We start from the raw sequence: 21,726 nt of genomic DNA on the forward strand, positions 1-21,726 counted from the left end.
TCAAGCCCGAGATGGACGGGCTCTTCTGCGAGAAGATCTTCGGCCCCTCCAAGGACTGGGAATGCCACTGCGGCAAGTACAAGCGGGTGCGGCACCGCGGCATCGTCTGTGAGCGCTGCGGCGTCGAAGTCACCGAGAGCCGGGTGCGGCGCCACCGCATGGGCTTCATCAAGCTGGCGGCTCCGGTCTCCCACGTCTGGTACCTCAAGGGCATCCCCAGCTATGTGGCGATCCTGCTCGACATGCCCCTGCGGGACGTGGAGCAGATCGTCTACTTCAACTGCTACGTGGTGCTCGACAAGGGTGACCACAAGGACCTCACCTACAAGCAGCTGCTCACCGAAGACGAGTGGCTGGAGATCGAGGACCAGATCTTCGCCGAGGATTCCGAGATCGAGAACGAGCCCATGGTGGGCATCGGCGCCGAGGCCCTCAAGCAGCTGCTGGAGGACCTCGACCTCGAGAAGGAGGCCGAGCAGCTCCGCGAGGACATCAACAACTCCAAGGGCCAGAAGCGGGCCAAGCTGATCAAGCGCCTGCGGGTGATCGACAACTTCATCGCCACCAACGCCCGTCCCGAGTGGATGGTGCTGGATGTGATCCCGGTGATCCCCCCCGATCTGCGCCCCATGGTGCAGCTCGATGGCGGCCGTTTCGCCACCAGCGATCTCAACGACCTCTACCGGCGGGTGATCAACCGCAACAACCGCCTGGCGCGTCTCCAGGAGATCCTCGCCCCCGAGATCATCGTCCGCAACGAGAAGCGGATGCTTCAGGAGGCCGTCGATGCCCTGATCGACAACGGCCGCCGCGGCCGCACCGTGGTGGGTGCCAACAACCGGGCCCTGAAGTCGCTCAGTGACATCATCGAGGGCAAGCAGGGCCGCTTCCGCCAGAACCTCCTCGGCAAACGGGTCGACTACTCCGGCCGTTCCGTGATCGTGGTGGGCCCCAAGCTGAAGATGCACCAGTGCGGTCTGCCCAAGGAGATGGCGATCGAGCTGTTCCAGCCGTTCGTGATCCATCGCCTGATCCGCCAGAACATCGTCAACAACATCAAGGCGGCCAAAAAGCTGATCCAGCGTGCCGACGACGAGGTGATGCAGGTGCTGCAGGAAGTGATCGAAGGGCACCCGATCCTGCTCAACCGGGCCCCGACCCTGCACCGGCTCGGCATCCAGGCCTTCGAGCCCAAGCTGGTGGATGGCCGTGCCATCCAGCTCCATCCCCTGGTCTGCCCCGCCTTCAACGCCGACTTCGACGGTGACCAGATGGCCGTGCACGTGCCCCTGGCGATCGAGGCCCAGACCGAGGCCCGCATGCTGATGCTGGCGAGCAACAACGTGCTCTCCCCCGCCACCGGCGAGCCGATCATCACCCCGTCCCAGGACATGGTGCTCGGTGCCTACTACCTCACCGCCGTCGACCGGGAGAAGGCGCAGCCCGCCTTCGGCGACCGTTCCCGCACCTTCGCCGACCTCGAAGACGTGATCGCCGCCTTCGAGGAGAAGCACCTCACCCTGCACGACTGGGTCTGGGTGCGCTTCAACGGCGAGGTGGAAAGTGACGACGAGGACAACGAGCCCGTCTCCACCGACACCCTCACCGATGGCACCCGCGTCGAGCAGTGGAAGTTCCGCCGCGACCGCTTCGATGAGGACGGCGCCCTGATCAGCCGCTACCTGCTGACCACCGTGGGTCGGGTCGTCATCAACCACACGATCATCGACGCCGTGGCCGCCTCCTGAGTTCCACCGGCCGGGCCAAGACCCGCGCCCCGTGTCTTCCGATTCCCTCCAGCCTTCTCCATCGCGCGCCGCCATGACCGCCACCCCCGCCAAGAAGATCAGCAAGAAGAGCGCCAAGGCCGCCGCCGACCTGGCGGCCGCCACCGCCGCCGCGGCAGCTGCGGCCTCCGCCCTCAGCAAGCAGGCGCCGCCGTTCCGTAACCGGATCATCGACAAGAAGGCGCTGCGCAACCTGGTCTCCTGGGCCTACAAGCACCACGGCACCGCGGCCACCGCGGCGATGGCCGACGAGCTGAAGGATCTGGGCTTCCACTACGCCACCCAGGCGGCGGTGTCGATCTCGGTCGACGACCTGCGCATCCCCGGCGACAAGGCCGTCCTGCTGGAGGAGGCCGAGGAGCAGATCACGGCCACCGAGGAGCGCTACCGGCTCGGTGAGATCACCGAGGTGGAGCGCCACACCAAGGTGATCGACACCTGGACCGAGACCAACGAGCGGCTGGTGGCGGCCGTGCGCCGCAACTTCAACGACAACGATCCACTCAACTCGGTGTGGATGATGGCCAACTCCGGCGCCCGGGGGAACATGTCCCAGGTGCGTCAGCTGGTGGGCATGCGCGGCCTGATGGCCAACCCCCAGGGGGAGATCATCGACCTGCCGATCCGCACCAACTTCCGCGAGGGCCTCACGGTCACCGAGTACGTGATCTCCTCCTACGGCGCCCGCAAGGGCCTGGTGGACACCGCCCTGCGCACCGCCGACTCCGGCTACCTCACCCGCCGTCTGGTGGACGTGGCCCAGGACGTGATCGTGCGGGAGGAGGACTGCGGCACCCACCGCTTCATCCCCATCAACGCCGACGAACGGGGCCGCTTCGGCACCAAGCTGGTGGGCCGTCTGGCCGCCCAGCCCGTTGTCGACAGCGACGGCGTCGTCATCGTCGACCGCAACGGTGAGATCGACCCGGCGATTTCGGCCGCCATCGAGAAGGCGGCGATCGCCACCGTGATGGTGCGCTCGCCCCTCACCTGCGAGGCCTCCCGTTCGGTCTGCCGCAAGTGCTACGGCTGGGCCCTGGCCCACAACGAACTGGTCGACCTGGGCGAAGCGGTGGGCATCATCGCCGCCCAGTCGATCGGTGAACCGGGCACCCAGCTCACCATGCGCACCTTCCACACCGGTGGTGTGTCCACCGCCGAGACCGGCGTGGTGCGCTCCCTGGTGGATGGGGTGGTGGAATTCGGGCCCAAGGCCCGGGTCCGCGACCACCGCACCCCCCACGGCGTCGAGGCCAAGCTGGCCGAAACCGATTTCACCCTCACCCTCAAGCCCTCGGGCAAGGGCAAGGTGCAGAAGATCGACATCACCAACGGCTCGATCCTGTTCGTGGCCGATGGCGATCCCGTCGCCAACGACATCATCCTGGCCCAGATCTCCTCGGGCTCGGCGGTGAAGAAGAGCGTGGAGAAGGCCACCAAGGATGTCATCTGCGACCTGCCCGGCCAGGTGCGCTTCGAGGATGTGATCCAGCCCCGGGAGGTCACCGACCGCCAGGGCAACATCACCCACAAGGCCCAGCGTCTCGGGCGCCTCTGGGTGTTCAGCGGCGACGTCTACAACCTGCCGCCCAACGCCCTCCCCGTCGTCGAGACCGACAAGCCGGTGACCGCCGGAGATGTGCTGGCCGAGAGCCGGCTGCAGAGCGAATACGGCGGCGCCGTGCGGCTGCGGGAGTCCACCGGCGACTCCCGCGAGGTGCAGATCGTCACCGCCAGCCTCACCCTCAAGGACTGCAAACTGGTGGGTGAATCCAGCCACACCGGCGAGAGCTGGCACCTGGAGGGCAAGGACAACACCCGCTACCTGGTCAAGACCCAGCCCGGCACCAAGATCGGCGCCGGTGAGGTGATCGCCGAACTCACCGACGACCGCTTCCGCACCCAGACCGGCGGCATGGTGAAATTCGCCCCCGGCCTCTCGATCAAGAAGGCCCGCTCCGCCAAGCACGGTTTCGAGGTCAGCAAGGGCGGCACCCTGCTGTGGATTCCCCAGGAGACCCACGAGATCAACAAGGACATCTCCCTGTTGATGATCGAGGACGGCCAGTGGATCGAGGCCGGCACCGAGGTGGTGAAGGACATCTTCAGCCAGACCGCGGGCATCGTCACCGTCACCCAGAAGAACGACATCCTGCGGGAGATCATCGTGCGCTCCGGTGAGCTGCACCTGGTTTCCGATGCCAAGGTGCTCGGCCGCTATGGCGAGGACGGCAAGATGGTCAACCCCGGCGAGGAGATCGCCCCCGGCCTCAAGGCCGAGGCGATGAAATTCGTCGAGAAGGTCGACACCCCCGAGGGCGGCGCCCTGCTGCTGCGCCCCGTCGAGGAATACGCCATTCCCGATGCCGCCCACCTGCCCGAGCTGTCCACCGTCAAACAGACCGGCGGTCCCTCCCTGGGGCTGAAGGCCACCCAGCGCCTCACCTTCAAGGACGGCGAGCTGATCAAGTCGGTGGAAGGGGTGGAACTGCTGCGCACCCAGCTGATCCTGGAAACCTTCGACACCACCCCCCAGATGACGGTGGATGTGGAGGCGGTGGCCGACAAGCGGGCCAAGACCATTGAGCGGCTGCAGCTGGTGATCCTGGAAACCCTGCTGGTGCGGCGCGACACCCTCTCCGACGCCAGCCACGGCTCCACCCACACCGAACTGCAGGTGGAGGACGGCATGACCGTCAAACGGGGCGATGTGGTGGCCACCACCCAGATCCTCTGCAAGGAGAACGGGGACGGGGTGGTGCAACTGCCCGAGCCCGTCGTCGGTGAACCGATCCGTCGCCTGATCGTGGAGCGGGCCAACGACACCCTCAGCCTGGATCTCGGCACGGCCGCCCCGACGGTGGCGGTGGGCGACCGGATTGTCGACGGCAAAGTGCTCGCCGACGGGGTGCTCTCCCCCTGCTGCGGCCAGGTGGAGGCCATCGACGGCAAGACCCTCACCATCCGTCTGGGCCGGCCCTACATGGTGTCGCCCGATTCGGTGCTGCACGTCCGGGACGGCGAACTGGTGCAGCGTGGCGATCCCCTGGCTCTGCTGGTGTTCGAGCGCCAGAAGACCGGCGACATCGTTCAGGGTCTGCCCCGGATCGAGGAACTGCTCGAAGCCCGCCGCCCGCGGGAATCGGCGGTGCTCTGCCGCAAGAGCGGCACCGTGCAGATCAAGCAGGGTGAGGACGACGATTCGATCACCGTGTCGGTGATCGAGACGGACGACGTCATCACCGAGTACCCGATCCTGCTCGGCCGCAACGTGATGGTCTCCGATGGCCAGCAGGTGAGCGCCGGCGAGATGCTCACCGACGGACCGATCAACCCCCACGAACTGCTCGACTGCTTCTTCGAGGACCTGCGCAGCCGCAAGCCCACCATGGAGGCGGCCCAGGAGGCGATCTCCAAGCTGCAGTTCCGCATGGTGACGGAGGTGCAGAACGTCTACAAATCGCAGGGGGTCTCGATCAGCGACAAGCACATCGAGGTGATCGTGCGCCAGATGACCAGCAAGGTCCGGATCGAGGATGCCGGTGACACCACCCTGCTTCCCGGCGAGCTGATCGAGCTGCGTCAGGTGGAGCAGGTCAACTCCGCCATGGGCATCACCGGCGGCGCCCCCGCCGAGTTCACCCCCGTGCTGCTGGGCATCACCAAGGCCTCCCTCAACACCGATTCGTTCATCTCGGCGGCCTCTTTCCAGGAGACCACCCGGGTGCTCACCGAAGCGGCCATCGAGGGCAAGAGCGACTGGCTGCGGGGCCTCAAGGAGAACGTGATCATCGGCCGTCTGATCCCCGCCGGCACCGGGTTCGGGGGCTTCGAGGAGGAGCTGCGCGCCGAGGCCGGACCCCACCCCGACATCCTCGAGGAGGAGGCCGCCGGCTACCGCCGCAACCAGAACCTGCGGCCCGACTACACGGTCGAGATGCCGGCTCCTGCCGTCACCGCCGCCGTGCTGGACGACCCCTCCGAGGAGGATCTGGAGGCCACCCGCAGCCGCCACGGCATCGAAGCGGCCGCCAGCGGCTTCGCCGCCTTTTCCCGTCCCACCGCCGAGGAGGGACTGGAGGAGGAGCTGATCGCCGATCCGGCGGCCCTTGAGGGTCTGCAGGAGGAGGGTCTGCTCAGCGATGACTGATCCCGCCGTCGCCACCCCTTCGGCCCCCTCCCGGCCCACCCCCGTGCCGGTGCGCCGGCTGCCGCGCTTCGGCTTCCATACCCACACCGAGCGCCTCAACGGCCGGGTGGCAATGCTGGGCTTCATCGCCCTGCTGGCGGTGGAGTGGAAGCTGGGCCACGGCCTGCTGATCTGGCCCTGATGGCCGGGCCTGCCCCCCTGCTGGGGATGGGCCAGGCGGCCCTGGAGGCCTGGGCCGGTGACCAGGGCCAGCCGGCCTTCCGGGGCCGGCAGCTGCACGACTGGATCTACGCCAGGGGGGCCCGCAGCCTCGACGCCATCACGGTGCTGCCCAAGGCCTGGCGCGAGGGGCTGGTGGCGGGCGGCACCGGCATCGGCCGCTCGGCCCTGCTGCACCGCAGCGACGCCCGCGACGGCACCACCAAGCTGCTGCTGGCCACCGCCGATGGCCTCAGCCTCGAGACCGTCGGCATCCCCAGCGGCGACCGGCTCACGGTCTGCGTCAGCAGCCAGGTGGGCTGCCCCATGGCCTGCCGCTTCTGCGCCACCGGCAAGGGGGGCCTGCAGCGCTCCCTGGCGGTGCACGAGATCGTCGACCAGGTGCTCAGCATCCGCGAGGCCATGGACCGGCGCCCCTCCCACGTGGTGTTCATGGGCATGGGCGAACCCCTGCTCAACACCGAAGCGGTGCTGGAGGCCATCGCCTGCCTCTGCACCGACCTGGGCATGGCCCAGCGCCAGATCACCGTCAGCACGGTGGGGGTGCCCCGCACCCTGCCCACCCTGGCGGAGCGGGCCCTGGAGCGCCTGGGGCGGGCCCAGTTCACCCTGGCCGTGAGCCTCCATGCCCCCGACCAGCGCCTGCGGGAGGAGCTGATCCCCACCGCCCACGCCTATCCCCTCGAGGCCCTGCTGGACGACTGCCGCCACTACGTGGCCATCACCGGCCGGCGGGTCAGCTTCGAGTACATCCTGCTGGGGGGTCTCAACGACCATCCCCGCCAGGCCGATGCCCTGGCCCGCCTGCTGCGGGGCTTCCAGAGCCACGTCAACCTGATCGCCTACAACCCGATCGCCGAGGAGGACTTCCGGCGCCCCGCTCCGGAGGCGGTGGAGGCCTTCCGTGCCCAGCTGGAGCGGCGCCACATCGCCGTCAGCGTGCGGGCCAGCCGCGGCCTCGACCAGGACGCCGCCTGCGGCCAGCTGCGCCGCCGGCTGATGGACGCCCCGGCGGGGTGAGCGCCATTTCGATGCCGCCACGCGCTGCCACGGCCCTGGCGGTCCTCCTGGCCGGCGGACTGGCCTACGGGGCCCTGTGCGGCCTTCTGTTTCTGCGCCAGCGCTCCCTGCTCTATTTCCCCCAGCCCCGCTCCGCCGATGCGCCCGGCGATCTGTTGGCCCTGCCGATCACAGGCGGCCCGCCGGGGGCCCGGGTGCTGGTGACCGTCCGCCACCGCCCCGGCCCGAAGGCGCTCCTCTACTTCGGCGGCAATGCCGAGGCTGTGGAGGGCCAGCTGCCCCTGCTTGCGGCCGCCTTTCCGGAGCACGCCCTCTACCTGCTGCACTACCGGAGCTACGGCGGCAGCAGCGGCCAGCCCTCGGAGCGGGCCCTGTTCGCCGATGCCCTGGCCCTCTTCGACCGGGTGCGGACCGACCACGGGCAGATCGTCGTGATCGGCCGCAGCCTCGGCAGCGGTGTGGCGGTGCACCTGGCCGCCCGCCGTCCGGTGGCCCGGTTGGTGCTGGTCACGCCGTTCGACAGCATCGAGGCGGTGGCGGCCCAGCGTTTCCCCCTGGTGCCGGTGGGGCTGCTGCTCCAGGACCGGTACCGCTCCGACCAGGCGGCTCCCCGGGTCGGCGCGCCCACCCTGCTGATCGCCGCCGAACGGGACGAGGTGATCCCCCGCGCCAACACCGACGCCCTGCTGTCCAGCTTCCGGCCCGGGGTGGCGTCCCTGGTGGTGCTGCCGGTCGAGGGCCATAACGCCGTGGAAGCCTCCCCCCGGTACCTGCCGCTGTTGCGGGGGTTCCTGGGGCCCGAGCCGGCTGGGGAGGCCCCGGGGGACGGCCTTCAGCCGCCGTCCCGCTCGGCGCTGTAGGCGCCGCGGGCGCCCTGGCCGTTCCAGGGGGTGAGCCGCAGCATCAGCAGGAAGGCCGGCAGGGCCGCGGCGGTGGTGGCCAGGAAGAAGCCCGGCCAGCCCAGCCGCTCGGCCACCAGGCCGGCCGGGGCGGCCAGCAGGGAGCGGCTCAGGGCATAGACGCCCGAGAGCAGGGCGTACTGGGTGGCGGAGAAGCGGGGGTTGCAGAGGCTCATCAGCAGCGCCACGAAGGCGGCGCCCACCATGCCGCCGCCAATGTTCTCCAGGGCCACGGCCGTCAGCAGGGCCGGCATGCCGCCGTCGAAGCGGGCCAGGCCCCAATAGGCCAGGTTGCCCGCCGCCCCCACCAGGGCGAACAGCCACAGGGAGCGGTTCATGCCCAGCCGGCCGAACAGCACGCCCCCCAGCACCGTGCCGACGATGGTGGCGCCGATGCCCCAGCCCGCCAGCACCGACCCCACCACCTCGGGGCTGAAACCCTTCTGGATCAGAAACGGCACCGCCATCAGGCCGAGCAAGCCGTCGGGCCAGCGATAGAGCAGCACCAGGGTGAGCAGGGCCACGGCCCGGGGGCCGCCGCTGCGGTGCAGGAACTCCCGCGCCGGACCCAGCACCGCCTGGCGCAGGCTGGTCACCGGCACCGCCAGGGGTTCCAGCCGCGGTGCCGTGAGGGTGAACGGCACCACCACCAGCATCAGCAGGGCCGAGAACAGGAAGGCCAGGGGCCAGTCGAAGCGGCCGGCCAGGATGAAGCCGCCGGCCCCCACCGCCAGCATCGCCGTGCGGTAGCCCAGGTTGGAGGCGGCGGCTCCGGCGCCCCGCTCGAGGTCGGGCAGCAGGTCGGTGCGGTAGGCATCGACGGCGATGTCCTGGGTGGCGCTGACCACCGCCAGCAGCACCGCCATCACCCCGATCGCCGTGAGGCTGGCCGGATCGCTCGACGGCCGCAGCAGGGCCATGGCGCCGATCACCGCCACCAGGGTGAGCTGCAGCACCAGCAGCCAGCCGCGGCGGCGGTCCGGCCAGGGCAGGGGCCAGCGGTCGAGGGCCGGAGCCCAGAACATCTTCAGGGTGTAGGGCAGCTCCGCCAGCCCCAGCAGGCCGATCAGGCCCAGGGGGATCTGGCTGGCGGTGAGCCAGCCCTGCAGCAGCTTGGTGCCCACCATGTAGGGGGTGCCGCTGGCCACCCCCTCGGCGGCCACCGCCAGGAGGCGACGCCAGGGGCGGACACTGCTGGAGGCAGGGCTGGCCATGGCCGCTCGCGGATCGCCGAACCCTAGGGGCGACCGGTCGGACCACAATGCAGCCAGCACCCCCGTCCCTGTCCCCCATGTCCTTCCTGCGCTCCACGCTGCTGCCGGTCGCCATCGTGCTGCTGTTCGCCCTGGCCCTGTTCGCCGTCAGCGCCCGCATCTGGCTGCCCGGCGACATGGCCGCCCCCGCCCCACTGGGTTGATCCCCCGCCCCACTGGGCTGATCCGGCGCCGCCCGGCTTTTACGATGCCTTCACCTGGATGGCTCCATGCCGGACGACGGCCTGCCCTTTCCCGAAACCACCCACGCGCTGGCCCTCGATCCGGAGGTGCTGGCCCGGGAACTGGCGCAGGAGCTCCTGGGTGATCCCCTCGATGAGATCGACAGCGTCGCCCCCTCCAGCTCCGATGTGGCCGCCGAGTGCGACCTGGGCATCGAGCTGCTGAAGGGGGGGCGGGAGGAGCGCCTGCAGGGCCTGCGCATCTTCTGCGAGCACCGCGATCCTCGGGCCATCCCCCTGCTGCTGCCGCTGCTGAAGGCCGGCTGCCCGATCGTGCGGATGAGTGCCGTCTACGCCCTCGGCCGCAACCCCCACCCCCTGGCGGTGGAGCCCCTGCTGGGCCTGCTGGCGGCCGACGACAACGGCTACGTCCGCAAGGCGGTGGCCTGGAGCCTCGGCAACTACCCCGAGGCCCCGGTGCTCAACCCGCTGATCCGGGCCCTGGAGCTCGACATCGCCGCGGTGCGGCTGTGGGCGGCCAGCTCCCTGGCCGATGCCGGCGCCACCGGCGTGGCCAAGGCCGACCCCGCCGCCGCCCAGTTGCTGCTGAGCCTCCGCATCGACAGCGAGCCGGCGGTGCGCAGCAACTGCGCCTGGTCCCTGGGCCGCCTCTACACCGACCTGGTGGAGCCGCGCCAGTTGGACGTGGTGGAAGCCCTGCTGCACACGATGCTGCACGACGGCGACCCCACCGTCCGGGACGAAGCCCGCATGGCCCTTGAGCAGCTGGAGCAGCCCGAGGTGCTCGAACGGCTGCAGACCCTGGTGGACGAGGGACTGATCAGCTGACGGCCGCCGGACAGCCCTGGCCAGCGGCCGCGAGCTCCGGAAATCGCGGTTAAGATCCCAGTCTCACCTGTGCAGCCCATCCGGGATGGCCCAACGCACCATCCGCTTCCGCATTCGCCCCGACGGGCGCGTGGAGGAACTCGTGGAGGGCGTGCAGGGCGAGGGGTGCTCCCAGCTCACGGAGCGGATCGAGGCCCGGCTGGGCAGCGTGCAGCAACGACGCAGCACCTCGGAAGCGTTCCAGACGCCCCCCCTCGTTCTCCAGGACCCCCAGGTGGTCGTTCAGCACCACGGCCCCTGAGCCCCCGCTCCCCCTTCCCTTTCGTCCCATGTCGCACTTCAGCACCGTCAAGACCGAGCTGCGCGATCGCCAGGCCCTGGTGGAAGCCCTCCGCGACCTGGGCCACCCTCCGGCCGAGGGCTCCTGCCAGGTGCGCGGCTACCGCGGCCAGACGGTGACCGCCGATCTCGCCATCCCCCAGGCCGACGGTGTCGACATCGGCTTCCGCTTCAACCCCGACAGCGGCAGCTACGAGCTGGTCACCGACCTGGAGCTCTGGAAGCAGCCCATCCCGGTGGAGCGCTTCCTGGCCAAGCTCACCCAGCGCTATGCCCTGCGCACCATCCTGGCCAGCACCGTCGAGGAGGGCTTCCAGGTGAGCGAGCAGACCAACCACCAGGACGGCAGCATCGAACTGGTGGTGACCCGCTGGGACGCCTGATCCCGTGAGCGCGACGGGTCCCTCCGCCGGTCTCGACCCCGCCCTCGCCTTCCGCACCGCGGTGGCCCCGGAGTCGGCAGCCACCGGCCGGGAGCCCGTGCTGGGCGGGGCCCTGCGTCAGCAGGCCGTGTGGGTCGATGAGGCCGTCTGCATCGGCTGCCGCTACTGCGCCCATGTGGCCGGCAACACCTTCGTGGTGGAACCCGACTGGGGCCGCTCCCGGGCCCTGCGCCAGGACGGTGACAGCACCGAGCGGATCCAGGAGGCGATCGACACCTGTCCGGTGGATTGCATCCACTGGGTTCCCTATGAGCAGTTGCCGGTCCTGAGGGCCCAGCTCGACGACCAGGAGATCCAGCCCCTGGGGCTCCCCTCCCATGGCCGCCGCCGCCGCACCCTGCCCCGCTCCGTCCCGCCATCGCCGTGACCATCCCCAGCCGGCGTTTCGGCCGCACGGGACTGGCCATGCCGGTGCTCTCCCTGGGGGGGATGCGCTTCCAGCAGAGCTGGAGCGACCTGCCGGCCGAGGCGGTGGAGGCCGGCAGCCAGGCCAATCTTGAGGCCACGCTGCGGGCCGCCATGGGGGCGGGGCTGCACCACATCGAGACCGCCCGCCACTACGGCACCTCGGAACGGCAGCTGGGCTGGCTGCTGCCCCGGCTGCCGGATCCCCGGCGCATCCTCCAGACCAAGGTGCCCCCGGCCGTCGACCCGGCCGCCTTCGAGGCCGACCTGCGGACCAGCTTCGAGCGGCTGGGCCTGGATGGCGAGGGGGGGCTGGGCGGTGAAGCGGGCCGGGTCGATCTGCTGGCCATCCACGGCCTCAACACCCCGGAGCTGCTCGATCAGACCCTGCGGCCCGGCGGCTGCCTGGCGGTGGCCCGCCGCTGGCAGGAGGCGGGCCGGATCGGCCACGTGGGCTTCTCCACCCATGCGCCGCTGCCCCTGATCCTGGAGGCGATCGCCAGCGACCAGTTCGACTACATCAACCTGCACTGGTACTTCATCCGCCAGGACAACCTGGCGGCGATCGAAGCCGCCAACGCCCACGACATGGGGGTGTTCGTGATCAGCCCCACCGACAAGGGCGGCCACCTGCACAGCCCCTCCCAGCGCCTGTGCGAGCTCTGCGCGCCGCTGCATCCGATCGTCTTCAACGACCTGTTCTGCCTGTCGGCCCCCGGCATCCACACCATCAGCGTCGGCGCCGCGTCCCCCCAGGACCTGGACCTGCACCTGGAGGCGGTGGCGCTGCTGCCCAGGTCCGGCGAGCTGCTGCCGCCGATCCTGGCCCGCCTCCAGGAGGCCCGCCGGGAGGCCCTCGGGGACGACTGGCTGGCCAGCTGGGATCGGGGTCTGCCGGCCTGGGAGGACACCCCCGGCCGGATCAACCTGCCGGTGCTGCTCTGGCTGCACAACCTTCTGGAGGCCTGGGATCTGGAGGCCTACGGCCGCGCCCGCTACGGCCTGCTGGGCCAGGGCAGCCACTGGTTTCCGGGGGAGAACGCCGAGGCCCTCGATGGCAGTGTCAGCGAGGCCGAGCTGCTGGCGGTGCTGCAGGCCAGCCCCTGGGCCGCTGAGATCCCCGACCTGCTGCGGCGTCTGCGGCAGCGGCTGGGCGGTGAGGCCGTCAAGAGGCTGCAAGTGGCCTAGGCCCCCGGCGTGACGGCCCCCGGCGCGATCGGTGTTTTCTGGGGCACCCCCACGGCCCGGGGGTAGGCGCCAGGACAGGGGCCGGTCGGCCGCAGCCAGAGGCCGTGGCGCACGCCCCGGCCCGCCGGCAGGTCGCGGCGCTGCACCGGATCCACCGACGCCCGCAGCACCCCCACGGCCGCCTCCAGATCCCGCTGGTCGTCGGTCCCCCACTGGCCCCGGTAGAGCAGGGCCAGGCCGTCGGGCTTGAGCAGGGGCACCAGGTACTCCGCCACCACCGGTGCGCTGGCCACGGCGCGGGCCATGGCGCGATCGAAGCGTCCCCGGCAGTCCCGGGCGCGGCCGGTGCGCTCCACCCGTTCGCAGCGCAACCGCAGTCGCCCCTCCAGCCCCAGGCTGCGGGCCATGGCCCGCACCGCCTCCAGTTTGCGACCCACCGAATCCACCAGGGTGATCCGGGCCGTGGGCAGGGCGATCGCCAGGGCCAGCCCGGGGAAACCGCCGCCGGTGCCCACGTCGATCAGCTCCAGGCCGTCCGGAACGCCGCCAGGAGCCGTGAGCAGCGGCACCCAGGGCCAGAGGCTGTCGAAGACCTGGGCGATCCAGAAATCATCGCCCTCCACGAGGCGGGTGAGGTTGACCCGGCCGTTCCACAGTCGCAGCTGCTCCTGCAGGGCCACCAGCGCCGCCAGCTGCTCATCGGTGGGGGTCCAGCCCAGCGCCTGCCAGAGGCCGGCATCGGCGGGGGGGCTGGGATCGGGGCTGGCGGCCATCCGCTACGGCAGTGGTGCTTCTCCCTAGGATCCCTCACGCCGGGCAGGCTGCCACCGCCGCCTCAGGGACCATGTCCTCCACAGCCAAGCCCTCCACCCCCACCCACTACCAGGTGCTGCAGCTGCAGCCCACCGCCACCGATCAGGAGCTGCGCCAGGCGTTCCGGGGCCTCAGCAAGCGCTACCACCCGGACACCACCGCCCTGCCGGCGAGCGAGGCTGAAGTGGCCTTCCGGCAGTTGCGTCAGGCCTATGCCGTGCTGAGCGACCCGGCCGCCCGCCGGCTCTACGACGCCGCCCTGGCCCAGCCGGCCCCCCCGGTGCCGCTGCGGCCCCCCCCGGCGCCCGTCGTCCGGCCCGTGCCGGTGCGCCGGGCCCTGTCCGGCGGCGAGTGGTTCGCCCTGCTGCTGCTGGCCCTGGCCCTGGTGCTCAGCCTGGTGCTGGGGCTCGGGGTGGCCTGGGCCCGCGGCACCGAGCTCATGGCCTGGCCGAGCTGGTGGTCCGACCTGGAGGCGGCCTCGGTCCCCCCGGCCCCCCTGGAGCCAGCGCCCCCGGCCCCGCTGGCTCCGGCCCCTGAGGCGTCCCCGCTGCCCCAGCCGCCTGCCGCCTGACCATCCTTTCCCCTGTCGATCCGATGGCGACCCTGCCCCCCGAGCCCACCACCCCCCTCTACAACCACCCCCTGCCTGCCCTCGAGGACTGGCTGCGGCAGCTCGGGGCCAGCCAGTCGCGCAGCAATGTGGCCCACTGGGACCTGCACCGCCCCGAGTGGAGCGCCCGGATCGAGATGGACGTGGAGGAACTGCGGGTGAGCTGGCACCAGGAGGGCCGCACCACAGCACGCCAGTTCCCCTATGGGCTGTCACGGGCCGATGTGGAGGCGGCGATCCTGGCGGGCCCCTGACCCCCGCCCTGAGCCAGCATCCGGCGGCCGCTCAGAGGCTGGAGAGGGCCGCCTCGATCACTGCGTAGCAGTGGGCCAGCTGGTCGTCGTCGATGCACAGCGGCGGCAGCAGGTAGACCACCTGCCCCAGGGGCCGCAGGAACACCCCCCGCTCCAGGGCCAGCCGCTGCAGCCGTTGGCCGACGGGATTGAGGTAGCCGGGGGCGTCGGTGGCCACCTCGAAGGCGGCCACGCTGCCCATCAGCCGCGGCCGCCGCACCAGGGGGTGGCGCGCCAGGGCCTCCAGGTGGGGACGGTGGCGCGCCTCGAACCCCTGGTGGCGCTCCGGCCGCTCCTGGAGCAGCTCAAGGCTGGCCAGGGCGGCGGCGCATCCCAGGGGGTTGGCGGTGAAGCTGTGGCCGTGGAAGAGGGTCAGGCCGGGGGTGGTGCCGATGAAGCCCTCGAAGATGGACTCCCGGGCCAGGGTGACGCCCATGGGCAGGAAGCCGCCGGTGAGCCCCTTGGAGAGGGCCATCAAGTCGGGGCGGATGCCGGCCCGCTGGCAGGCGAACAGGTGGCCGCTGCGGCCGAAGCCGGTCATGACTTCGTCGGCGATCAGCAGGGCGCCGCTGGCGCGCACCAGCGCCTCCACCTGGCGCAGGAACTCCTCCCGCACCAGGGCCATGCCGCCGGCCCCCTGAAGCAAGGGTTCGAGGATCACCGCCGCGGTGGGCGTTTCCAGGAGTTGTTCCAGCCGCTCCAGGGCCGCCGCCTCCCGCGCCTCCACCCCCTCGTCGCCCCACCAGGTGGCGGGCCAGGGGGCCCGGGCCACGGCGAACAGCAACGGCTCGAACGCCTCCGAGAACAGGGAGCGCTCCCCCACCGCCATGGCGCCGAAGGTGTCGCCGTGATAGGCCCCCTCGAAGGCGATCAGCTGCCGGCGGGGTTCGCCCCGGTTGCGCCACCACTGCCAGGCGATCTTCAGGGCCACCTCCACCGCCGTGGAGCCGTTGTCGGAGAAGAACAGCCGCTCCAGCCCGCTGCAGGCGGCCAGGCGCTCGGCCAGCTGCTCGGCGGCCGGGTGGCGGAAATCGGAGAAACCCACCTGCTCGAGGCTGCGGGCCTGGCGGGCGACGGCGTCGGCGATGGCGGGTTCGGCGTGGCCGTGCAGGGTCACCCACCAGCTGCTGATGCCATCGATCAGCCGGCGGCCGTCATCCAGCTCCAGCAAGGCGCCCTCGCCGCGCACCACCCGCAGGGGCGGGTCGGCGGTGGCCACCTGGGTGAAGGGGTGCCAGAGGTGGGGATGCCAGCCGGGTCCGGTCACGGTGGGGGTCAGCGGCAGACCTCCGAACGGCGTTCGCCCCCAGTGGCCACCGGCCCGCAGTTGACCCAGCGGGTGACGCTGGTTTCGATGTCGGTGAACAGCACCAGGATGCCCGCACAGAGCGCGGCCACGACAGCGGTTACGAGCAGATGCTTGCGGCTCATGGCTGCAGGCTACGGGCCAGACCACTGCGCTGCCATTGCCGCTCCAGACCTTCCCGGTCGAGGGGATCCAACGGCGGCAGCTCCGCCAGCACCGGCACGCCGCCGAGGGCCGCCAGGGTGCGGGGATTGTCGGGGTGGGGATCGCCGTTGAGCACCAGCCCCAGGACGGGGATCGAACGCCGGGAGAGGGCCTCCAGAGACAGCAGGGTGTGGTTGAGGGTGCCCAGGCCGCTGCGGGCCACCAGCAGCACCGGCAGCCCCCAGACGGCGATCTGCTCGATCTGCAGCCAGTTGCGCCGTAGGGGCACCAGCAGCCCCCCCGCCGTCTCCACCACCAGGGGGCCGTCCCAGGCCGGCAGGGCCAGTCGGGCCGGATCGATGCTGATCCCGTCCCGCTCCGCTGCCCAGTGGGGGGAGACGGGGGCCGTGAGGCGGTAGGCCTCCGGCAGCACCCGCTCCGGCGGCAGCCCCAGCAGCTGCTGGACCCGGCCCGTGTCGCCGCCGCCCTCTAGGCCGCTCTGCACCGGCTTCCAGTAGTGGGCCCCCAGCCCCTGCACCAGCAGGGCGCTCACCACCGTCTTGCCCACGTCGGTGTCGCTGCCGCAGACCACCAGCCTCATGCGATCCTCCGGCCCACCAGCAGCAGCACGTCCCACGAGATTGCCGCATCGGAGGGCCACTGGCGCAGCAGGCGGCGCAGCTGGGCGGGGCTCAGCGGCGCGGTGCGGCTGCTGCCCGCGCCCAGATCGCGAAGGCGCCGCAGGGTGGCCAGGCCGTTGCCGGCCGGGCGGCTGAAGCGCAGGCGTTGCTGGAGGGTGGTGGCCAGGCCGGCGCTGGCCAGGGCGCCGATCAGCTCGTCGGCGTCGGGCAGCTCCAGGGCGGTGCAGGGCACCCCGGCGGCGGCGGCGGCCTGGCGCCACTGGGGAAAGCTGCCGCGCACGGGCACCGCCAGCGCCAGCCAGCCGCCCGGGGCCAGGGCGCGCCCCCAGCGCTCCAGTTCCCGGGCCGGCGCCTCCAGCCACTGCAGCGCGAAGCTCGACACCAGCAGCCCCGCCGGCTCAAGGGCGGCGGGCAGGCCGCCGTTGAGGTCCCACACCAGCGGCGCCGGGCCGGTGGTGGCGAGGGGATTGCGGGCGAGCAGCTCGGGGCAGAGATCGAGCTGCAGCAGGGGGCGGCCGGCGAGGCCGGGGCAGTGGTGCAGCAGGGCGCGGCTGAGCAGGCCGCTGCCGGCGCCCAGATCGGCCCGGGGGGCGTCGGGCGGTGGGGCCGGCAGGTCGCGGCAGAGGCGGGCGAGCCGCCAGGCGATGCCCCGCTGCAGGCCGGCCTGGCCCTCGTAGTCGGCGGCGTGGCGGCCGAAGGCCCCGCACACCTGCAGGGGGAAGGCGGTCATGGGCCGAGGGTGTCCGTGATCCAGCGGCGCAGCTCCGTCGGCAGGGGCGCCTGCAGCAGGCAGTGGCCCGCCCCCTCGAAGTGGAGCACCTCGGCATGGGGCAGGCGCTCGCGCAGCAGGGCCCGTGCCTCGGGCCCCACGATTCGATCGGCGCCGGCCTCCACGATCAGCACCGGCACGTCCTCGGGAAAGCCGGGCGGCAGATCGGCGCAGGCCGCCAGACGCTCCAGGTCGTCGCGCAGCCGCCGCCGGCCCTCGGGCCCCACCGGCTGGCTGGCGGGGCCGTGGGGAAGGAGCTCGGGCGGATCAGGGGAGGCCGCCTTCTCCAGGAAGGCCTGCAGCATGAGCTGGGCGCGGCGGGCCGTGTCGGACTCGTCTGGCCCTTCGGCGAGCTGGGCCGCCATGCCGGCGAGGGCGGTCTGCAGCCGGCGTCCCTCGCGGCCCGGAGGCAGGAAGCGGGCGAAGCTGGCCAGCAGCACCACGGCCTTGGCCTGCTCCAGCAATGAGGGCGGCAGCAGATGGGGGCCCATCGAATGGCCGATCAGCAACCGCCGGCCGCCTGGGGCCCACTGGGGCCGCTCGGGCGTGCGGCCGCCGTAGCCCCGTTCGCCGGAGCGCCAGTGCCAGTCGGGCGCGGCGAGGGCCTGGCGCAGCAGGTCCCAGCCCAGGCCGTCGCCGGCCCAGCCGTGCATGGCGATCACCTGCAGGGACGAAGCCGGGGCGGCCTCAGGGGGCGAGGGCATGGCGGGGGGCGTGGGGACCGGGCCCGAGCGCGGCCAGCAGCCGATCAAGGGAGCCGGTGGGGAGATCCTGGCGCAGCACCAGCCGCAGCCTGGCGGTGCCTTCCGGCACGGTGGGAGGCCGGATCGCCACGGTGAGCAGGCCGGCCGCCTCCAGCCGACGCTGGGCCGCCAGGGCCTCGGCGTCGGCGCCGAGCAACAGCGCCAGGATCGGCCCGACGCCGGGGGGCCGGGGCCAGCCCGCGGCTTCGATGGCGTCGCGCCAGCGGGCCGCCCGCTCCGCCAGGGCCGGGCCCACCGACGGCGTGGCCTCCAGGTGAACGAGGGCCGCCAGGGCGCCGGCCGCCAGCGGCGGGGCGAGGGCGGTGGTGTAGCGGAAGGCGCCGCTGCTCTGCAGCAGCCAGTCGGCCACCAGGGCGTCGGCGGCGAGGAAGGCGCCGCCGCTGCCGAAGGCCTTGCCGAAGGTGCCGCTCACGATCGCCACGGAGCTGACGCCATGGGCGAGACCGCGGCCGCCGGGGCCGAGCACGCCGAGGGCATGGGCCTCATCCACCAGCAGGGGCGCGTCGTGCCGGAGGCAGAGGTCCGCCAGGGCGGCGACGGGCGCGCTGGTGCCTTCCATGCTGTAGAGGCTTTCGCACAGCACCAGCAGCCGGCCATCGGGCCGCTCGCGCCGGGCGGCGAGCAGGCGGCGTTCCAGATCCGCCGGGTCGTTGTGGGCGAAGCGTTGCAGGCGGGCACCGCTGGCGCGCACACCCACCAGCAGGGAGTGGTGGATGAGCCGATCGGCCAGCACCAGGGTGTGGCGATCCGCCAGGGACGCCACGGCGGCGAGGTTGGCCTGGAAGCCGCTGGGAAAGAGCAGCACCCGCTCGCGGCCGAGCCAGGCGGCCAGGGCGGCCTCCAGCTGCTGGTGGATGGGCCGGGTGCCGGTGACCAGGCGGGAGGCGCCGGCCCCCAGGCCACTGGCGGCCAGTTCGGCCGCGGCGGCCGCGAGCACGGCGGGATGGCGGCTGAGGCCGAGATAGTCGTTGCTGGCAAGATCCAGCAGCGGGAGCGCTTCGCCGGGGGGTGAGGGCTGGAGGCTGGCGGCGGCGGCGGGTTCAAGGGTGCGCAGGGCGCGGCTGCGGACGGCTGGAAGGGCCGAGAGGGCGTCGTGCAGCTGCTGGCGCCAGGGGGGCTGGGGGGCGGTGGGGTCGCCGCTCTCCGAGGTGGTGGGAGGAGGGATCAGGGCGGCCCGATATCAAGGACAGGGGGCAGTCTGGGATGGTGGGCGGGTGAAGGCTCGATCCGGCCGTCTCTGAACCCTTGGCAGAGAGTGACCGGGAGATGAAGACGTGCACCGCACAGGTGTAGCCCGGGATACCGGTGGTTCACGGGTCCGAGAACCAGGGGCGAGCACTTCTTGAGTGGGGTGGATACCTTATGAGTTGACTGTGTTTTGGCCGTGCTGATGTTCGGGGCGCACCTGTGGTTCACGGAAAGGACAGGCGACTGGGGCGTGGTTCTCGGAACCGTCTAATGACTAGTTAGACAGTTCTCAGGCTTTAGGACAGGCCTGCACTTTCCAGATAACATGTTATTCACCAAGATCTGATCAGCGAGATGCCCATCCGTCATACAATCTGGACAATTGATAGCCAGCCAACTGAATTGCCCATCCAGCGCCTTGCAAGGGAACAGCAGCTGGAAGACATGATTGTTGCACAGCCTGCAATTCTGTCAAATGAATGGCTACTGATCGGCCAGCAAGAATCAACTGGTTTCGGAGGTCGAATCGATTTGCTTGCTATTGCACCAGACGCCTCTCTAATTTTAGTGGAGCTTAAGCGTGATCGGACACCACGCGAAGTGGTTGCTCAAGCCTTAGATTACGCGGCATGGGTTGAGAATCTGACTAGCGACCAGATTAGTGATATATATCAGCGGTTTGTATGTCGCCACACTGGCTTGCCAAACTCTCTGAACGAAGCTTTTCGCATGCAATTTGGCGATGACATCCCAGAAGACGAACTAAACGCATCTCACCAAATCGTGATTGTTGCATCTGAGCTGGATCCAGGCAGCGAGAGAATAATCAACTATCTGAATAACAAAGGAATTCCAGTCAACGCCCTATTCTTTCAAGTCTTTTCTCACGCTGGCAGTCAATTGTTAAGTCGGGCATGGCTAATTGATCCAGGTTCAACTCAGATCAATGCGGCAGTCAGCGCAAGCAGTAAGGGCGAGAAGGAGCCATGGAATGGAGAATTCTACGTTTCTTATGGAGGCAATCGATCATGGTCTGACGCAGAGCGTCTTGGTTTTATTAGCGCAGGTGGAGGTGCTTGGTATTCCCGTACGCTTGATCAACTGGAGCCAGGCAACCGTGTATGGGTAAAGATTCCTGGAAAGGGATTTGTAGGGGTTGGCATAGTTGAAGAGCCTGCTCAGCAGGCTAGCGATATTGTCTTTTCGACATCCGAAGGTGAGAAGGGGTTTTTTGATGCCATCAGCAATGGAGAATACTACCGCTCAGTTTCAAGTGATCCAGACAAGGCAGAACGCGTTGTACGTATTCATTGGCTTCAAACCTTGCCAGAAGCTCAAGCCATCAATGAAACAGGATTCTTTGGAAACCAAAATAGCGTCTGTAAACCTGCGACTCCAAAATGGCGCCATACGGTTGAACGACTCAAAAGGCATTTCACCGATTGGAATTCCAATCTGAATGAAACTGATGACAGTGTGACTTATGGCTCTCAGTAGTTCAGTTGTTGCTTACGTGTGGATGGACTGTCTAACACACCGCTAGAGTGGACAGGCCACCTTTGGGATCTGCGTGTAGCTGAAATTGATAGCCTGCCACTCAGCGGCAGCGTTATGCGGACTCAAATCATTAGCCTTTCATTCATGGACACCCATAAAGAATCAATCATCAATCAGTTTTCTCGTCAAGCGGTTCCGTTCACTCAGGTACCTGGACACACGAACGAAGAGTCTCTTCAGCTGTTATTAGAAATGGCAGAAGCGTCAGCTCAAGACACCGTTCTGGATGTCGCCTGTGGGCCGGGTATCGTCGCATGTGCCTTTGCGCCAATTGTCAAACACGTGACGGGCATTGATATTACGCCAGCGATGCTGGAACAGGCTCGCTCGCTCGCTCATCAAAGAGGTTTGAGGAATGTTTCTTGGCAGCAGGGGGAAGGAGAAGACTTGCCATTCACTGAAAGCAGCTTCTCGATCGTTCTCAGCCGCTACGCCTTTCATCATTGCGTTGATCCTAAGACCGTTCTCTCCGAAATGCTTCGTGTATGCCGTCCAGGAGGGAAAGTTCTGATTGCCGATGTCGCTCTTCCATCTACCAAGGTAGACGCATATGATCATCTTGAGAAGCTCCGAGACCCTTCTCACACTCATGCCTTGAGTGATGAGGAGTTAAACAGCCTGGCCGTCAATAGTGGTCTTCTGAATATTCGTCTTGCCTTTTACAAGGTGGCGATTGAGCTCGAGCAACAGATGGCTGCATCTTTCCCGAATCCAGGAGACGAGGTGAGGATTCGGCAAATCTTTAACGATGACATCGGGATTGACAAACTAGGGATCAACACCCATCTTGTAGGCAATGAGATCCACTATGAAGTTCCAATTACAGTCCTGGTTGCACAGAAGGCCGGATAACAAGCCCATGCACACCGGCCGGCGAGGGATCATCGGTGTCAATGCACGGATTGCT

23 protein-coding genes are annotated in these 21,726 nt (G+C 69.4%); 15 read left to right on the forward strand and 8 right to left on the reverse strand.

Annotated features, from left to right (window positions below):
* From KUG38_RS02935 to KUG38_RS02955, 5 genes are all read left to right on the forward strand, one after another.
* A partial coding sequence (locus KUG38_RS02935; protein WP_216918978.1) for a DNA-directed RNA polymerase subunit gamma occupies positions 1-1,748 on the forward strand: 1,748 nt, incomplete at its 5' end.
* A gap of 73 nt (positions 1,749-1,821) precedes the next feature.
* Complete coding sequence (locus tag KUG38_RS02940; RefSeq protein ID WP_216918979.1) at positions 1,822-5,937, forward strand: DNA-directed RNA polymerase subunit beta'; 4,116 nt, start codon at positions 1,822-1,824, stop codon at positions 5,935-5,937.
* Complete coding sequence (locus KUG38_RS02945; RefSeq protein WP_216918980.1) at positions 5,930-6,118, forward strand: CAB/ELIP/HLIP family chlorophyll-binding protein; 189 nt, start codon at positions 5,930-5,932, stop codon at positions 6,116-6,118. The genes KUG38_RS02940 and KUG38_RS02945 overlap by 8 nt, the downstream gene beginning before the upstream one ends.
* The gene (rlmN, locus tag KUG38_RS02950; RefSeq protein ID WP_216918981.1) at positions 6,118-7,176 is read left to right on the forward strand and encodes a dual-specificity RNA methyltransferase RlmN; all 1,059 of its coding nucleotides are present in this window, start codon (positions 6,118-6,120) and stop codon (positions 7,174-7,176) included. Before KUG38_RS02945 ends, rlmN begins: the two co-directional genes overlap by 1 nt.
* 11 nt (positions 7,177-7,187) lie before the next feature.
* Positions 7,188-8,036 carry an alpha/beta hydrolase gene (locus KUG38_RS02955; protein ID WP_286195582.1) on the forward strand — a complete coding sequence of 283 codons (849 nt, stop codon included), beginning with the start codon at positions 7,188-7,190 and terminating at the stop codon, positions 8,034-8,036.
* Here the strand turns inward: KUG38_RS02955 and KUG38_RS02960 are convergent.
* A complete protein-coding gene (locus tag KUG38_RS02960) occupies positions 8,009-9,289 on the reverse strand; it encodes an AmpG family muropeptide MFS transporter (RefSeq protein ID WP_216918982.1) in 1,281 nt (426 codons plus the stop codon). The two genes, KUG38_RS02955 and KUG38_RS02960, sit on opposite strands and share 28 nt — an antisense overlap.
* A 77-nt stretch (positions 9,290-9,366) precedes the next feature.
* Here KUG38_RS02960 and KUG38_RS16865 point away from each other — a divergent pair, with 77 nt between their 5' ends.
* The 6 genes from KUG38_RS16865 (at position 9,367) to KUG38_RS02985 (ending at position 12,734) form a co-directional block, all read left to right on the forward strand.
* The gene (locus KUG38_RS16865; protein WP_015110553.1) at positions 9,367-9,492 is read left to right on the forward strand and encodes a DUF8624 family small hydrophobic protein; all 126 of its coding nucleotides are present in this window, start codon (positions 9,367-9,369) and stop codon (positions 9,490-9,492) included.
* A gap of 66 nt (positions 9,493-9,558) precedes the next feature.
* On the forward strand, positions 9,559-10,359 hold the full coding sequence (locus tag KUG38_RS02965; RefSeq protein WP_094585536.1) for a HEAT repeat domain-containing protein: 801 nt from the start codon (positions 9,559-9,561) through the stop codon (positions 10,357-10,359).
* A gap of 85 nt (positions 10,360-10,444) precedes the next feature.
* The gene (locus KUG38_RS02970) at positions 10,445-10,660 is read left to right on the forward strand and encodes a DUF2997 domain-containing protein (RefSeq protein ID WP_015110555.1); all 216 of its coding nucleotides are present in this window, start codon (positions 10,445-10,447) and stop codon (positions 10,658-10,660) included.
* 28 nt (positions 10,661-10,688) lie between these two features.
* Complete coding sequence (locus tag KUG38_RS02975; protein ID WP_094585537.1) at positions 10,689-11,081, forward strand: DUF1257 domain-containing protein; 393 nt, start codon at positions 10,689-10,691, stop codon at positions 11,079-11,081.
* Positions 11,082-11,085: 4 nt separating this feature from the next.
* Complete coding sequence (locus KUG38_RS02980) at positions 11,086-11,508, forward strand: ferredoxin (protein ID WP_216918983.1); 423 nt, start codon at positions 11,086-11,088, stop codon at positions 11,506-11,508.
* A gap of 38 nt (positions 11,509-11,546) precedes the next feature.
* On the forward strand, positions 11,547-12,734 hold the full coding sequence (locus tag KUG38_RS02985; protein WP_216919261.1) for an aldo/keto reductase: 1,188 nt from the start codon (positions 11,547-11,549) through the stop codon (positions 12,732-12,734).
* On the opposite strand, the gene KUG38_RS02990 is transcribed toward KUG38_RS02985, so the two are convergent.
* The gene (locus tag KUG38_RS02990; protein ID WP_216918984.1) at positions 12,731-13,507 is read right to left on the reverse strand and encodes a 16S rRNA (guanine(527)-N(7))-methyltransferase RsmG; all 777 of its coding nucleotides are present in this window, start codon (positions 13,505-13,507) and stop codon (positions 12,731-12,733) included. The genes KUG38_RS02985 and KUG38_RS02990 overlap by 4 nt on opposite strands.
* A 71-nt stretch (positions 13,508-13,578) precedes the next feature.
* On the opposite strand from KUG38_RS02990, the gene KUG38_RS02995 reads away from it, so the two are divergent.
* Both KUG38_RS02995 and KUG38_RS03000 read left to right on the forward strand, forming a co-directional pair.
* On the forward strand, positions 13,579-14,118 hold the full coding sequence (locus KUG38_RS02995) for a J domain-containing protein (RefSeq protein ID WP_216918985.1): 540 nt from the start codon (positions 13,579-13,581) through the stop codon (positions 14,116-14,118).
* Positions 14,119-14,141: 23 nt separating this feature from the next.
* Positions 14,142-14,411, forward strand: a complete 270-nt coding sequence (locus KUG38_RS03000; RefSeq protein WP_190610764.1) for a DUF3143 domain-containing protein — start codon at positions 14,142-14,144, stop codon at positions 14,409-14,411.
* Positions 14,412-14,442: 31 nt separating this feature from the next.
* Here KUG38_RS03000 and bioA read toward each other — a convergent pair whose 3' ends face one another.
* From bioA to KUG38_RS03030, 6 genes are read right to left on the reverse strand one after another with little or no spacing between them, the layout of a single operon-like run.
* Entirely contained in the window at positions 14,443-15,717 is a 1,275-nt protein-coding gene (gene bioA / locus KUG38_RS03005) for an adenosylmethionine--8-amino-7-oxononanoate transaminase (RefSeq protein ID WP_216918986.1), read from the reverse strand.
* Between the two features lie 8 nt (positions 15,718-15,725).
* Positions 15,726-15,881: a hypothetical protein gene (locus KUG38_RS03010; RefSeq protein ID WP_216918987.1), complete on the reverse strand. Its 156-nt coding sequence runs from the start codon at positions 15,879-15,881 to the stop codon at positions 15,726-15,728.
* Positions 15,878-16,501: a dethiobiotin synthase gene (gene bioD, locus KUG38_RS03015; RefSeq protein ID WP_216918988.1), complete on the reverse strand. Its 624-nt coding sequence runs from the start codon at positions 16,499-16,501 to the stop codon at positions 15,878-15,880. The genes KUG38_RS03010 and bioD overlap by 4 nt, the downstream gene beginning before the upstream one ends.
* On the reverse strand, positions 16,498-17,271 hold the full coding sequence (locus KUG38_RS03020) for a methyltransferase domain-containing protein (RefSeq protein ID WP_216918989.1): 774 nt from the start codon (positions 17,269-17,271) through the stop codon (positions 16,498-16,500). Before KUG38_RS03020 ends, bioD begins: the two co-directional genes overlap by 4 nt.
* The gene (locus KUG38_RS03025; protein ID WP_216918990.1) at positions 17,268-18,014 is read right to left on the reverse strand and encodes an alpha/beta fold hydrolase; all 747 of its coding nucleotides are present in this window, start codon (positions 18,012-18,014) and stop codon (positions 17,268-17,270) included. The genes KUG38_RS03020 and KUG38_RS03025 overlap by 4 nt, the downstream gene beginning before the upstream one ends.
* Positions 17,998-19,173: an aminotransferase class I/II-fold pyridoxal phosphate-dependent enzyme gene (locus tag KUG38_RS03030; RefSeq protein WP_216919263.1), complete on the reverse strand. Its 1,176-nt coding sequence runs from the start codon at positions 19,171-19,173 to the stop codon at positions 17,998-18,000. Before KUG38_RS03030 ends, KUG38_RS03025 begins: the two co-directional genes overlap by 17 nt.
* Positions 19,174-19,616: 443 nt before the next feature.
* Here KUG38_RS03030 and KUG38_RS03035 point away from each other — a divergent pair, with 443 nt between their 5' ends.
* Positions 19,617-20,759, forward strand: coding sequence for a DUF8606 domain-containing protein (locus KUG38_RS03035; protein WP_216918991.1), 1,143 nt, complete (start codon positions 19,617-19,619; stop codon positions 20,757-20,759).
* A 144-nt stretch (positions 20,760-20,903) separates the two neighbouring features.
* Positions 20,904-21,671 carry a class I SAM-dependent methyltransferase gene (locus tag KUG38_RS03040; protein ID WP_216918992.1) on the forward strand — a complete coding sequence of 256 codons (768 nt, stop codon included), beginning with the start codon at positions 20,904-20,906 and terminating at the stop codon, positions 21,669-21,671.
* Positions 21,672-21,726 lie beyond the last annotated feature (55 nt).

This window comes from Synechococcus sp. CCAP 1479/9 (genome assembly GCF_019038535.1).
Classification (GTDB): Bacteria; Cyanobacteriota; Cyanobacteriia; order PCC-6307; family Cyanobiaceae; genus Cyanobium.